Annotated in this window: 15 protein-coding genes and 1 tRNA gene; 10 read left to right on the forward strand and 6 right to left on the reverse strand. The window is 36.2% G+C overall.

All coding sequences use genetic code 11. The features are described 5' to 3' along the window. Position 1 precedes the first annotated feature (1 nt). Genes DEU39_RS19555 through DEU39_RS19575 form a run of 5 tightly spaced genes read left to right on the forward strand, consistent with a single transcriptional unit; the run spans position 2 to position 3,521 of the window. A complete protein-coding gene (locus DEU39_RS19555; protein WP_120233076.1) occupies positions 2 to 280 on the forward strand; it encodes a hypothetical protein in 279 nt (92 codons plus the stop codon). A 3-nt stretch (positions 281 to 283) separates the two neighbouring features. Next, entirely contained in the window at positions 284 to 1,582 is a 1,299-nt protein-coding gene (gene traM / locus DEU39_RS19560; protein ID WP_120233077.1) for a conjugative transposon protein TraM, read from the forward strand. 15 nt (positions 1,583 to 1,597) lie between these two features. Then, positions 1,598 to 2,500, forward strand: coding sequence for a conjugative transposon protein TraN (gene traN / locus DEU39_RS19565; protein WP_120233078.1), 903 nt, complete (start codon positions 1,598 to 1,600; stop codon positions 2,498 to 2,500). A 1-nt stretch (position 2,501) separates the two neighbouring features. Further along, positions 2,502 to 3,062: a conjugal transfer protein TraO gene (locus DEU39_RS19570; protein WP_120233079.1), complete on the forward strand. Its 561-nt coding sequence runs from the start codon at positions 2,502 to 2,504 to the stop codon at positions 3,060 to 3,062. Positions 3,063 to 3,074: 12 nt separating this feature from the next. Then, complete coding sequence (locus DEU39_RS19575) at positions 3,075 to 3,521, forward strand: DUF3872 domain-containing protein (protein ID WP_120233080.1); 447 nt, start codon at positions 3,075 to 3,077, stop codon at positions 3,519 to 3,521. Between the two features lie 254 nt (positions 3,522 to 3,775). Here the strand turns inward: DEU39_RS19575 and DEU39_RS19580 are convergent, their stop codons facing one another. Continuing rightward, positions 3,776 to 4,219: a RadC family protein gene (locus DEU39_RS19580; RefSeq protein ID WP_120233178.1), complete on the reverse strand. Its 444-nt coding sequence runs from the start codon at positions 4,217 to 4,219 to the stop codon at positions 3,776 to 3,778. 508 nt (positions 4,220 to 4,727) lie between these two features. On the opposite strand from DEU39_RS19580, the gene DEU39_RS19585 reads away from it, so the two are divergent. The 3 genes from DEU39_RS19585 to DEU39_RS19595 all read left to right on the forward strand — a co-directional run bounded on the left by DEU39_RS19585 (position 4,728) and on the right by DEU39_RS19595 (position 7,974). After that, positions 4,728 to 5,771 (forward strand): YhcG family protein, encoded by a 1,044-nt coding sequence (locus tag DEU39_RS19585; RefSeq protein WP_120233081.1) that lies wholly within the window; start codon positions 4,728 to 4,730, stop codon positions 5,769 to 5,771. A gap of 447 nt (positions 5,772 to 6,218) precedes the next feature. Next, complete coding sequence (locus DEU39_RS24495; protein WP_183037448.1) at positions 6,219 to 6,380, forward strand: hypothetical protein; 162 nt, start codon at positions 6,219 to 6,221, stop codon at positions 6,378 to 6,380. Between the two features lie 19 nt (positions 6,381 to 6,399). After that, on the forward strand, positions 6,400 to 7,974 hold the full coding sequence (locus DEU39_RS19595; protein WP_120233179.1) for a recombinase family protein: 1,575 nt from the start codon (positions 6,400 to 6,402) through the stop codon (positions 7,972 to 7,974). On the opposite strand, the gene DEU39_RS19600 is transcribed toward DEU39_RS19595, so the two are convergent. Both DEU39_RS19600 and DEU39_RS19605 read right to left on the reverse strand, forming a co-directional pair. Further along, positions 7,928 to 8,007: transfer RNA gene (locus DEU39_RS19600), tRNA-Leu, on the reverse strand. The two genes, DEU39_RS19595 and DEU39_RS19600, sit on opposite strands and share 47 nt — an antisense overlap. A gap of 93 nt (positions 8,008 to 8,100) precedes the next feature. Further along, on the reverse strand, positions 8,101 to 8,868 hold the full coding sequence (locus DEU39_RS19605; protein ID WP_120233083.1) for an MBL fold metallo-hydrolase: 768 nt from the start codon (positions 8,866 to 8,868) through the stop codon (positions 8,101 to 8,103). A 54-nt stretch (positions 8,869 to 8,922) separates the two neighbouring features. Here DEU39_RS19605 and DEU39_RS19610 point away from each other — a divergent pair, with 54 nt between their 5' ends. Both DEU39_RS19610 and DEU39_RS19615 read left to right on the forward strand, forming a co-directional pair. Further along, on the forward strand, positions 8,923 to 10,350 hold the full coding sequence (locus DEU39_RS19610; RefSeq protein WP_034692241.1) for a hypothetical protein: 1,428 nt from the start codon (positions 8,923 to 8,925) through the stop codon (positions 10,348 to 10,350). Between the two features lie 12 nt (positions 10,351 to 10,362). Further along, a complete protein-coding gene (locus DEU39_RS19615) occupies positions 10,363 to 10,812 on the forward strand; it encodes a GAF domain-containing protein (RefSeq protein WP_062671360.1) in 450 nt (149 codons plus the stop codon). A 52-nt stretch (positions 10,813 to 10,864) separates the two neighbouring features. Here the strand turns inward: DEU39_RS19615 and DEU39_RS19620 are convergent, their stop codons facing one another. From DEU39_RS19620 to mgtE, 3 genes are read right to left on the reverse strand one after another with little or no spacing between them, the layout of a single operon-like run. Beyond that, positions 10,865 to 11,332, reverse strand: a complete 468-nt coding sequence (locus DEU39_RS19620; RefSeq protein WP_120233084.1) for a cupin domain-containing protein — start codon at positions 11,330 to 11,332, stop codon at positions 10,865 to 10,867. A gap of 53 nt (positions 11,333 to 11,385) precedes the next feature. Continuing rightward, positions 11,386 to 12,126, reverse strand: a complete 741-nt coding sequence (locus tag DEU39_RS19625) for an ABC transporter substrate-binding protein (protein ID WP_120233085.1) — start codon at positions 12,124 to 12,126, stop codon at positions 11,386 to 11,388. 26 nt (positions 12,127 to 12,152) lie between these two features. Continuing rightward, on the reverse strand, positions 12,153 to 13,475 hold the full coding sequence (gene mgtE / locus DEU39_RS19630; RefSeq protein ID WP_047432715.1) for a magnesium transporter: 1,323 nt from the start codon (positions 13,473 to 13,475) through the stop codon (positions 12,153 to 12,155). Positions 13,476 to 13,735 lie beyond the last annotated feature (260 nt).

Consider the following 13,735-nt stretch of genomic DNA (forward strand, 5'->3'; position numbering starts at 1 on the left):
TATGACCACAATGAAAAAATTAAGAGATAAAATCGAACATTATGTGTTAGAGGTGGAGAATCATTGGAAGGTTCTTCCCGTAGCGAAGCAAAGATTGCTAACCAAAATTTTCTTTGGTGGTTATGCTCTGCTAACAGTCATTGTTATTATCAACGTCTTTATTTCTACAAGCCAAAGAAGTAATACCATGTCGATCCATCACATTGACGGAATTTCTAAGAAAACTCTCGAAAAAGATTCAGGACAGAATGATACAGTAAACTCAAAAGTAAAAGAATAGAGCATGAAAGATTCAGAGAAAATTAAAATCACAGAAAATGATCTTACTCAAAATTCTAATGAGTTGAGTGATCATCCGAAAGGACAATGGGAGAGAGTGAAGAAGCCCGTTATTTATTTTTTGATGGCTGCTGTTTGTGCAACTTGCTTTTACCTCATTTTTAAACCAAAATCCAATAATACCCTAGTTGAAGAGGCTGGATTTAATGCTGCTATTCCGCAGGCAAAGGACGGACAGCTGCAGTCAGACAAGCAAAAAGCTTATGAACAACAACTATTGGAGCAAAAAAAAGAAGAGAAAAGAAATTCAATAACCACCTTATCGGACTATTGGAATGACCAAAACACTTTAAATTCGAACAGTAACCCTTCTGCTTCGATGTCTAATACCAGTACTCTTAAGCAATCCGATCAGAATGCAGTGAACAGTTATCGCAATGCGCAGCAGACTTTGAGCTCGTTCTACGGTCGTGATGATCAGGAAGTCAATCAATTGAGGAAAGAAATTTCAAGGTTAAAGAATGAAGCCCTGCAAAATAGTACTGTTCCTGCAGGTCTTGGAATGAACGATCAGTTAGAGCTGATGGAGAAATCATATCAGATGGCAGCCAAATATCTTCCGACAAATTCAAGGCAGGAAGAACCTTCACCAAAAACAGAGGCTAACAAATCTACTGAAAAGAAGATTAATAACACTTCAGCAAGACCTGCATATTCCGATATTGTTTCCTCATTGTACAGAGAGCCGTCAGACAGTGCTTTTGTTGCAGGTCTGAGTCAAAATAGGTTTTATAATGCTCAGAATGAAACAAAAATTTCGGGCCAATCTAAAAATGCAATAAGAGGTATTGTTTACAAGACGAAGAGCTTAGTCAATGAAGGTACATTATCCATAAGACTTACAGAAGCGATGCAGCTTGGGCATACAGAAATCCCTGCGGGAAATTTGCTTATTGCTGCAGGTAAATTTCAGGGTGGGCGACTTCAGCTAACAATATCCTCCATTCAATATAAGGGCAGTGTCTATCCTGTAGAAATCAATATCTATGATAATGATGGACAATTGGGTTTATATGTTCCGTATTCGCCGGAGCAGAATGCGGTCAGTGATATTGTTGCCAATATGAGTCAGACTTCAGGTACTAACATTATGATGACCCAATCGGCAGGACAGCAGGTTGCAGCTGACTTGAGCAAGGGAGTCATACAGGGATTGTCGGGTTATTTTCAAAAAAGAGTTCGGCAATCAAAAGTTACTGTAAAAGCAGGGCAGCAGGTCTTACTTGTGCCTAAAAATAATTAATCAAAAAATTAAAAAATGAATACACAAAAGAGCCATTATATTCTCATTATATTATTTCTGCTGGTTGTAAGCAGGGTGTCTGGTCAGGATTCCGTGATGAGCTATGTTTCATTAGAACAAGCTAAACTGGAACCTTATAGGTTGCAGATTACTTACAGTAAAACCACTCATGTGATTTTTCCTTCATCAATAAGATACGTTGATCTGGGAAGTGAACTTTTGGTTGCTAGTAAAGCAGAACCTATCGGAAATGTTCTACGGGTTAAGTCAGCTGTCAGGAATTTTGAAGAGGAAACCAACTTTTCGGTTATTACGGAAGATGGAAAATTTTATAGTTTCGATGTTTTTTACAGTGCCTATCCTGATGTCCAGAGTTACGATCTTGTAAAGATGCAGAGAAGCGTTGAAAGGGAATATTCAACTGATGTACTTTTTGAAGATCTCAAAGGAAGCTCTTCATCACTTACAGGATTGATTATGGAAAACCTGTATCAAAAGAGCCGGAAAACCATTAAACATATTGCTTCAAAGAGCTTCGGTATTCAGTTTTCTGTCCGTGCATTACAAGTGAATGACAACAAATTCTACTTTACCTTACAGGTTGATAACAGCAGCAATGTCGCTTACGAAATTGAAATCGTGAATTTTAAGATTGTTGATAAGAAGAGTTTAAAGCGAACTGTTATTCAGGATAAGTTGCTGGAACCGATCAGGGTATATTCGCCGATGATGACTGCAAGACATAATTCTAATGTAACGGTTGTTTATTTACTGGATCAGTTTACATTGTTAAAGGATCAAGTGTTAGAAATTGAAGTTCTGGAGAGAAATGGAGGGCGGCATCAAAAAGTTCAGCTTGAGAACAGAGAGCTGATTAATGCTAAGCTGATCAATAGTTTAAATTTCAAAACCAATTAAGATGAAGAGATTACTTATAGCCGTCCTGTTCATAATTACAATGAATGTAGAATCATTTGCACAACAGATGATTCCGAAGCAAAAAGGGTTTGAAATATCTTATTCTTTATTTCCTAGCTCTCCCGAAAAACAAAATTATGTCTTAGCAGCAGGGCTTATTTCTTATGGAAAGAATGGGAATTATTTGTTTGGGCTGGCAGAATATAGCAGAAAGTATTATGAGTATACCAACTACAATATCCCGATAGAAATGTTTCTGTTTAACGGAGGCTACAGTTTTTACTTAGGGGGCGACTTCATGCGAAATGTTAATCTTAATATGGGAATTGGCGGTCTGGCAGGCTATGAGCAGGTTAACAAAGGCAATGAATTGCTATATGACGGTTCAATGCTTACCGAAACAGATCACTTTATTTATGGGGTAAATGGTAAGTTGTCTATCGAAAGCTATCTGACACCACATTTGGTTTTCATGGTCAACGGACAACTTCGCTATTTGAAAAATAGTCAGAAGGCGCAGTTACAAGCCCTATTTGGTGTTGGAATAAGATGTAATTTTTAAAAATAATATAAAATGCAAAATATACTTAATCATAAATTATTGTTAGGGTGTTTCATCATTCCAGTGATGATCTTATTACTTATACTATCATGTGAGAATGATACTTTGGAAATTCAGCAGAATTTTCCTTTTGATGTAGAGGTGATGCCTGTTCAGAAATACATTTCTAAAGGTGAAACTGTAGAGATCAGATGTCGTATTATACCGAGTGGAAATTATGCGGGTACTACTTACTCGCTGCGGTATTTTCAGTCTGAAGGAGCCGGAAGTTTGCGGTTATTTGACAATCCATCCTTTGTTCCTAATGATTTCTATCCGCTAAGTAAAAAGGAATTCAGGTTATACTATACTTCTGAATCTTCAGTCTCTCAAAGTTTTGATATTTGGATTTCGGATAATATGGGTAATAAGCAGGAAGTGAATTTCCAGTTTAATCCTCAAAGTGTAGAAACTTTATAGGAAATCATCATTTAAAATTTCAGGCTATTTCATCAGAAATAGCCTTTTTTTACATCTATGGTTATCTGATATAACCCTACTATGTCCCTGTAACCTTTTTGAGAAAATTGATGTAAGCTAATTTTTTCAATAGGGTTACTCCTTACAATATGCGAAAAGGCTTTTCCGACCACAGGAAGGGATTGTCTTTTCGCCGAATTTTAAATAAGCGACAATGAATGATTGTCGCTTACTCTAGTAATTTTAAAAGTTATTCAAATATGTCCTTCATCGGCAAACGACATATAATCTGTAGAAGTTAGAATACAATGATCTAATAATTTAATATTTAAAAATTCTGATGCACTTTTTATGCTCAGAGTAATTTTTAAGTCTTCCGCTGAAGGTCTTAAATTTCCTGATGGGTGATTATGTGCTACTATAATGGCAGTTGCATTGCACAATAGGGCTGCTTGCATAATAATTCTTACATCAACTATTGTTGAGGTAATTCCTGATTCGGATATTTTCTTTATCCCTAAAACTTTGTTTGCCTGATTTAAATACAGTGTAAAAAATGATTCTCTGTAATCTATTTCTTCAAGGTCAAAGTATTGACGGAATACATCAATGGCATCACGTGAACAGCTTATTAATCTCTCAGAGTTGCCTTTTCTTGAATAACTTAGTTTTATTTCATTGACAATATTAAAATCCATGTGATTGCTCTTATACGGCAGAGACTTGAATTTCCCGTACTTGTTATATTTTTGACTTGTTTTCAGCCTCTTTTCCAATTCATTCCTTAAAAGACTTTTCAAGCTTCGCTGAATATTTTTCAAAAGAAAAACCGGAAAAAAGAAAGCAGATATGAAGTGTTGCCAAAGAATAAAAACCAAAAGGAAACGGAATAATTGGAAGGTACCTTTAGGGAGGAAACCGTTTATGCCGTAGTCTTTTGGTGGGAAAAGCGTTAGCTGGCAACAATACCTTAGCTGCCTTTTTACCGGTTTATTATGGAAAATAGTTTACAGATTTAAGAAATATAAATTTAGTTTCAGACGGTGAAAATCTTAATTATTAATGAAGTTGTAGGTTGTTTTTTACTTTATGTTACAAAGCCAAGTACTGCCACATAAAGCCAAATGCAGTTAATATCCTTAAAATGCCATATTTAACACTATATAATAGCGATATTAATAAAGAAATAATTTTAAATTTGTAAGTATGAGTCAATTGTCATCACATCTTTTCATTTCAATAAAGCAGTTAATCGAAAATGCTAAAAGCAGTATTGTTCGAAATATTAATACAGCTATGTTATTGACTTATTTTGAAATAGGTAAGGCAATCATTGAGAATGAGCAGGATGGAAAGGACAGAGCAGAGTATGCAAAAGAAACCTTGAAAAATCTAAGTCAACAATTGACAAAAGAATTCGGCAGAGGCTATTCAGTGGACAATTTGCAGTGGATGAGAAAGTTTTATTTAATGTATCAAAATAGAATTTCTGAAAAATACGAAACAGCGCCTCGTAATTCTGCTGAGGATGTAATTTATGAATCAGTGTCTCGTAATTCTTTTTTCTCATTATCGTGGTCTCATTACATTCAATTAATGAAGATCGAAAACTCAGATGAGAGAAATTTTTATGAAATAGAGGCGAGCCAGAATAACTGGAGTGTTAGAGAGCTTACAAGACAATTTAATTCAGCCATATATGAAAGGTTGGCATTGAGCAGGAACGAGAAAGAAGTGAAGAAGTTAGCCCAGAAAGGACAGATCATAGAAAAGCCGACCGATGTTTTAAAAAGTCACTATGTTTTGGAATTCTTAGATCTAAAAGAAGATAACCGCTACTCCGAAAGTGATTTGGAAACTGAGATCATCAATAAATTAGAGCATTTTATGCTGGAATTAGGAAAGGGCTTTCTCTTTGAAGGGCGGCAACGCAGATTTACATTCGAAGGCGATAGTTTCTTTGTGGATTTAGTGTTTTACAATCGTTTATTGAAGTGCTTCGTGCTTTTTGATCTAAAAATTGGAAAGCTGACCCATCAGGATATTGGGCAAATGCAGATGTATGTCAATTATTATGACAGAAAAGTAAAGTTGGAAGAAGAGAACCCTACCATTGGAATTATTCTTTGCAAAGAAGAGAACAAAACAGTGATTGAGTTTACACTTCCAGAAAACAACAATACTATTTTTGCAAAAGAGTATAAGGCTATCCTTCCAAGTAAGGAGGAGCTTAAAAAGCAAATTGGATAATTGAGTTCATAAGCCCTTGAATTCAAATTAAGGCTAAAAAGTGTTTTATACGACTGTACAGAAAAACGATTGTACTTTTTTTAATCTTCTTTGCTACTTGACAATTAAGTATAATTAGATTTATATTGTATAATTTTAACATTCAACTGATTATTTGTATTTTAGTTGCATCTAAGAAAGATGAATTTCTTCGCAACCATTCTTGTTGCCACTTTAAAAATAATAAACAAAATTGTAAATTCTGTTGCTGATGCTGACTTACGGGAGGGAACCTGTGCTACTGCATTTGTGTAGAACAATGCTTTGAGAGGCTGTATCTTTTGAGTAAACGTTAAAAGTGCGAGATAAACTATAACAATTTGCACTTCTAAGCCAAGTGTTGCAAGTAAATGCCTCAATTCATTATGATTGATTATGCCGGATATTTTTATTCAAAAGATATCGGTCATGGAAAGGAAACTTGAAGTTAAAAATATAAGCATTGATGAGATTATCAAAATTTTTAAAGAAGAGGAAAAAATTGAGCTAACTATGGCGGAAGCAGAACTGATTGTCGAATTTTTAAAAATGCTGTCAACAATTACTATAAAGCGTTTTTTAGAACAATAACATTTTCTAAGATTTATATATGAAAAAAGCCGATTTATATATCCGTGTGTCAACTGATGAGCAAGCAGATAAGGGATACTCGCAAAGGGATCAGGAAGAGCGATTAAAGCGCTATTGTGAAAACAATAACATTCAGGTAGGTCAAATCATTTATGAAGATTACTCAGCCAAGACTTTTAACAGGCCAGAGTGGATTAAATTACTGGATACGCTAAAGAAAAAAAGCTCGAAAACGAATCTATTGCTTTTTACAAAATGGGATCGCTTCAGCAGGAACGCTGGCGATGCTTATCAAATGATTAATATACTTAGGAAAATTAAAGTAGAACCGCAGGCCATTGAGCAACCTTTAGATCTTTCCATTCCAGAAAATAAAATGATGTTGGCTATATATCTTGCTGCACCAGAAGTTGAAAACGACAGGCGCGCTTTGAATACTTATTATGGAATGCGCCGTGCTAAAAAAGAAGGCAGATTAATGGGAAGGGCGCCTTACGGCTATGCTAACAAAATAACGGAGAATGGAAAAAAGTATGTAACTCTGAAGGAACCAGAAGCTTCTAACATGAGATGGGCATTTAACGAAATGTCAAAAGGCGTATATTCAGCGAGCCAGATAATGGATATGATGAACAGAAAGGAAGGAAAATCAGTTAAGATAAGTGCCTTTCTTGCAAGTTTACGCAATACGGCATATTGTGGGAAAATTTTCGTGGAGCAATTCAATGAAGAGGAGGCTCATTTTGTTAAAAGTATTCATGAACCTCTGATCAGTGAAGAACTATTCGAAAAAGTTCAATGTATAATGGATGGAAATGTGAATCCAGCCAGACCCAATGTAAAAGTATTGTCTGACGATAATTTACCATTAAGAGGTTTCCTAGTTTGTCCGGATTGTGGTCATTTGATCACCGGCAGTGCATCTACGGGACGTTCTGGAAATAAATATTATTACTACCATTGCAAATCTCCGTGTCCATACCGGTACAAATCTGAGATTATTAATTCTAAATTTTTAGAGATATTGCAGTCACTAGAAATGCGCGCATCTATAAAAAATTATTTAAAAAAAGTATTGAAACAAAATTTTGAAAAATTAATTAATAATCCCCAAAAGGAAAGGAAAGCAATTCTATTAGAGATAGATCGTTTAAACAGCAGGTTGAAACAGGCAAGAAATAAACTTATGGAAGGGGTAATTGATGATGAAGATTATTTTGAAATTAAGACCGAATGTAAAGGGCAAATTGAAAAGCTTGAAGTTAAATTAACTAAAGGAAAAGATAATAAAAAAATAGATTTTTTAAAACTACTAGACCAAGCATTATCGAACCTGGTAGATCTCGCGAAAGTCTATACTGACGGGGATATTGACGTTAAACGCAAAATAATTGGTTCGATATTTCCCCAAAAATTGCAATTTTCAAAAAATAATTATCGAACCACCCGACCTAATGTTTTACTCTCTTATATATACCAGATAAACAATGAGTTAGGGACTAAAAAAAACCGGAAGGAAAGTGAATTATCACCTCTTTCCGGTCTTGTACCCAGGACCGGGATCGAACCGGTACTCCTAAGAACTGGTGTTTGAGACCAGCGCGTCTACCAATTCCGCCACCTGGGCTTGATGTTCAATTCAAACATGATGTTTGTTTCAAATTGGTGTGCAAATATAGGAACTTTTTTCAATGTTCAAAAGCTTTTTTAAAGATTTTTTTTAAAAATTAAGTTCCAAACCATCGTAGGCAAGGTGTATTCCGGATGGAAGCTCCTTATCTTCAATATCATGCAGTCCTAAATGGTGACTGATGTGCGTTAAGAATAATTTTTTCGGTTTTAGCTCTTCAAATACTTTAATAACATCCGGAAGGATAAAATGAGCCGGATGAGGATCAAATTTCCTGATACAGTTTAAGATCAGAATATCCAGATCCTTTAATTTTTCCTTTTCCGTTTCAGAAATAAACCCGGCATCCGTAATGTAAGCCAGTTTTTTAAACTTATATCCGAAAACAGTAATTTTATAGTGAATCACCTCCACAGGAGTGATTTCTGTGTCCAATACCTCAAAGGGCTTATTTTCTATTTCGTGTAGTTCAAAAGCGGGTGCACCGGGATACCTTACGTCAGCAAAAGCGTAAGGAAATCTGTTTTTTATCTCATGAGCCACTCTTGAATAGCAGTAGAGCGGTACATCTTTTCCACTTTTAAAAATCAGGGGCCGCATATCATCCAGCCCGATCACGTGGTCATTATGTTCATGGGTAATTAGTGCAATGTCTACGGTATGTTCATGGTTGGTAAGCATTTGCTGCCTGAAATCCGGGCCGCAGTCGATCAGTATTTTTTTATTTTCTTCCGTAGTAATCATTACGGAAGAACGCAAACGTTTGTCTTTGGGATTTTCTGAAGTACACACTTCACATGTACAGCCTATAACGGGTACACCTTGAGAAGTACCGGTTCCTAAAAATTTCAACTTCATTTTGTTTTGAGGTTGGTTTAATTTTGGTAAATTTACAAAAAATTTCACGTCCTAATGTATCAGAAACTAACTCCTAAACAAAAAGCATTAACAATTAATCTAGATCCTACTATTTATGGTACTTTCGCAGAAATTGGAGCCGGGCAGGAGACTGTTCGCCACTTTTTTAGAGCAGGGGGAGCTTCCGGTACGATTGCTAAGGCAATGTCTGCTTATGACAAAGATTTTAGTGATGCCATCTACGGAAAAGAAGTAAAAAACAGGTACGTAACCCAAAACAGGCTTCGCAAAATGCTTCGATATGAAGTCGCTTTGATTGAAGAGAGAATTTCAAGAGATAATAATCCTGACAGGAAATTCTTTTCTTACGCCAATACGGTAACGACCATCAATTTTGATAAAACGGTAAAAGGCCACGGCTGGGTAGGAATCCGTTTTCAGACCAAAGAAAATGAAGATTATAATGAGATCGTTATCCACGTAAAATTCAAAGAAAATGATGCTACACTTCAGCAGGAAACCTTAGGAAACCTCGGAGTAAATCTTATTTTCGGAGCCTTTCATTATTTTGACAATCCAAGAACTTTAGTAGAATCTCTTTATGATGATATTGCAAAAGATAATCTGGAAATTGATATGATCGACTTCAGCGGACCTGCTTTTGCCTATGTTGATAACAGACTGATGTCTCTTCAATTGGTAAAGAATGGAATGACGGATGCGGTAATTTTCAATTCTCAAGGAAACAATATGCTTCCTGCAGATGTTTTGTACAAGAAAAATATTTTCGCGGTAAGAGGAAGTTTCAGACCAGTAACGAAAGTGAACATTGACATGCTTAAAAATGGTATGGATATGTTCTTCAAAGATGCTACCTGTACCCACGAAGAAACGGAGGTCCTTATTGAAATCACCATTTCCAATCTGAGAGCAGACGGAGATATTGATGAAAGGGATTTCCTGGATAGAGTAGACATTCTTGGAAAACTGGGGTACACCGTTATTATTTCAAACTTCTCTGAATATTACAGACTGATTGATTACTTCGCATCTTACACAAGTGGAGACATCGGAGTCGCCATGGGAGTAAATAATATGCTGATGGTATTCGATGAGAAATATTATAAAAATCTCTCAGGAGGAATTCTTGAAGCATTCGGTAAGTTTTTCAGAAACGGAATGAGAGTGTATCTGTATCCTTACAAAGATCCGGAAACTCATCAGCTGTTGGATTCTTCCAACCTGAAGGTAGAAGAAAATCTGAAAGAATTATACAAATACTTCAAACACAACAACCGTATCGTAGATATTACCAACTATAATCCTGAGTTTTTGGAAATTTATTCCAGAGAGATATTGAGAAAAATTGCATGTTGTGTGAAAGGCTGGGAAACTCAGGTTCCGGAAGGCGTAGCAGAAATGATCAAAGAGCGTGGAATGTTCGGATATAAAGAAGAGCTTTCCCTAAAACAATTCTCTTAAAATATAAATACAATGTCAGAATTAAAGAAAAGACTTTCCTCAATTCTTGAAAGTCCCAAACATAATACAGAAGAAAAACTTGAAAAAGTCTGCCACCTGTTGGATCAGGAGATTCCTTACTTCAACTGGACAGGTTTCTATTTCAAAAACGGAGATAAGGATGAATTGATTTTAGGCCCTTATGTAGGAGCGCCAACAGATCATACTATTATTCCTTACGGTAAAGGAATTTGTGGCCAGGTTGCTGTTTCCAATGAAACATTTGTAGTTCCTGATGTACACGAAGAAAGCAATTATTTAAGCTGTTCAATTGATACAAAAGCAGAAATTGTAGTTCCGATTTTTAAGGATGGAAAAAATATCGGTCAGATTGATATTGATTCTCACACCATTGATCCTTTCACGCAGGAAGACCGTGAATTATTAGAATGGCTTTGTAATGAAGTTTCTAAGATTTTATAATCAAAACTTACTATAAAAAAATAAAAACTCCGGCTATATCAGCCGGAGTTTTTTATGGATTGTTGGTGGTAATCACAAACATAATTAAAGGCTCATCTCCCGTATTTTCAATAGAATGATATCCTACAGAACTGATCGCTGTAATATCGCCTTTCTGCAGCACTTTCCTGCGTATTGCTCCTTCTGTTCCTGTTCTTTCACGATATTCTCCGGTTCCATGCACTACAACGTACAATTCCTGTTCATTTCTTAGATTGTGCGTGTGGAATCCAGATTCATCTCCTTTATTCAGTAAAACCATGTAGGCCGCCAGGCGGTTATTGGCCAGTTCTTCCTGATCAAACATCTGTATCATATAAACCGTTCCCTTTCCTCCATACATATTTTCACGTTTTTCTAAACGGGTGATGGTTCTTTCTTCCTTTCCAAATGCCATTACATAAAGATTGATGTATTTTAAAACCTCCTGCATAACATGATTGAATTCTGTTCCTTCAGATAGTATAGCTGTACCAGACATGTGAATTGAATATTTAAAGTTTAATATTTAAAGTGTAAAGATGAGGTGAAAAACTAACCTTGCTGCATTGAATGAATTTCTGTGAGAAGTTTTTTAAAATAATTCTCACATTTGGCAATATGGGTTCCATACCAGGAAAAGGCTTCACCATCTACAATCATTATCTTTTTATCAGGATAGAAAATTTGTAGCTCTTCAATATGTTTTTCTTTAAACGGAAAAGGTTCGGATGAAAGCATAATGACGTCTGCCTCTACCAGATCTTCAGTGGTAATTTGTGGATAACGGGTTTTGTCTTTAAAAATATTTTCAAAACCAATTTCAGATAAAATCCTGTGGATGAAAGTATCTGATCCAATGGTCATATAAGGATTTTTCCAGATAAGATAAGCTGCTTTTACAGGAGATTCCAGTTTTGCCTGATTCAGAACATCATAAATTTTAAGATTGAAAAGCTGCGCTCTGTCTTCCTTTCCAAAAAGTTTTCCGAGGTTTTTAAGCAGGTAGTAATTATCCTCAATGGTATCAATATTGGTGACCATTACCTTGTGATCATCCATCAGAGCTTCCACCTGATCTTTTACATTCTCTTCCTTATTGGCAAGAATAAGATCCGGCTGTAATGCTTTAATTTTTTCAATATTAATATTCTTAGTTCCGCCGATTATGGGTACATTTTTTATTTTATCCTGAGGATGAATGCAGAATTTGGTTCTTCCTACCACTTCATTTTCGGTCAGTCCAAGGTCGAATAAAGCCTCAGTAATAGAAGGTACAAGCGAAACGATTTTCATATTGGCATGTTAGATGATGCCTAAAATTACAAAAGTTTTCCGGTTAAGAAAAGTCCGGCTACGGTAAAATAGATAATAAGTCCCGTTACATCCACTAATGTTGCTACAAACGGTGCAGAAGAAGTAGCAGGGTCAAGATTTAATTTCTTTAAAACAAACGGAATCATAGAACCTGATAATGTTCCCCATAATACAATAGCAATCAGGGAAACAGAAACACTCAATCCTACGTATACCCAATACTGGCCGTAATCAAACAAGCCAATTTGCTGCCAAAGCATAATTCTGATAAATCCGATAACCCCTAAAATTGCTCCGAGACATAATCCGGAGATAATTTCTTTTTTCATGACGTACCACCAATCTTTCAGACTGATTTCCTGCAGCGCCATTGCTCTGATAATCAACGTTGCAGCCTGTGATCCGGAATTTCCTCCACTGGAAATAATCAATGGAACAAATAGAGCGAGAACAACTGCTTTTTCAATTTCTTTATCAAAATATCCCATAGCAGAAGCCGTCAGCATTTCCGAAACAAATAAAATGATCAGCCAGGTAGCTCTTTTTTTGATCATTTCTGTCCATGAAGTCTGGATGTAAGGAAGATCCAATGCTTCCAATCCCCCGAACTTCTGGATGTCCTCCGTGTTCTGCTGCTCAATCTGATCGAGAATGTCATCAATAGTAACAATTCCTACCAGAACACCGGCTTCCGTAATAATAGGAAGAGCACCACGGTCATACTTTTCGAAATAGGTTACCGCATCTTCTTTGGAAGTCGTTGTAGTAATCGCCACAAAATGATTGTCTGTGATGTCGGAAACCAAAGTATCTTCCTCTTCCAGCAGTAAAGTTCCGATGGCAAGGTCATCAATCAGACGGTTTCTTTCGTCTACCACGTACAGGTAGTTCATGGTTTCCACTCTTTTTCCTACTTTTTTGATCTGCTGAAGACATCTTTTTACCGTCCATTCCTTACGGATCTGGATATAGTAAGGTGTCATCAGACGGGCAATCGAATCCGAGTTGTATCCAAGAAGCTTTAAAGCAATCCTTCTTTCCTGGGGGTTAAGATGGTTGATGGAATACTTGATCAGCTCATCCGGGAAATCCTCGAAAAGAGCAGTTCTGTCATCCGGAGTCATGGCATTCAGAATTTCGGAAACTTCATCGCTTCCGATACTTCTGATGGTTTCTTCCTGAAAATCAGGGTCAAGATGTGAAAAAACTTCTGCTTTGTATTCTTTCGGAACCTTCAGGAATGCGAGCAGCCTCTCATCAGCAGGAAGTTCGCTGAGAGTTTCGGCAATATCGGCAGGGTTGAAGATAAGTTCGTCTCTAGAATTCAAAACGTGAAATTTTTTGGATATGCAAAAATAATTCAAATTTTTAAGACTGAGTAATAAACTGGCAAAATTAAGGATTAATTAAAGTTTATTGTTTCAGTATAAGGGTAAAAAAAACACCCGCCGAAGCGGATGTGCAAAAATTAAATTTTAAATTCCAATATTCTTTATATTGGTTCGCATTCTGAAGTGGGAATGTATGTACAAACAGCGTTTGTACAGCATTGGTAAGGGCCACAATCTGAATTGTCACCGCACTTTTT

This window comes from Chryseobacterium sp. AG363 (genome assembly GCF_003610675.1).
GTDB lineage: Bacteria > Bacteroidota > Bacteroidia > Flavobacteriales > Weeksellaceae > Chryseobacterium > Chryseobacterium cucumeris.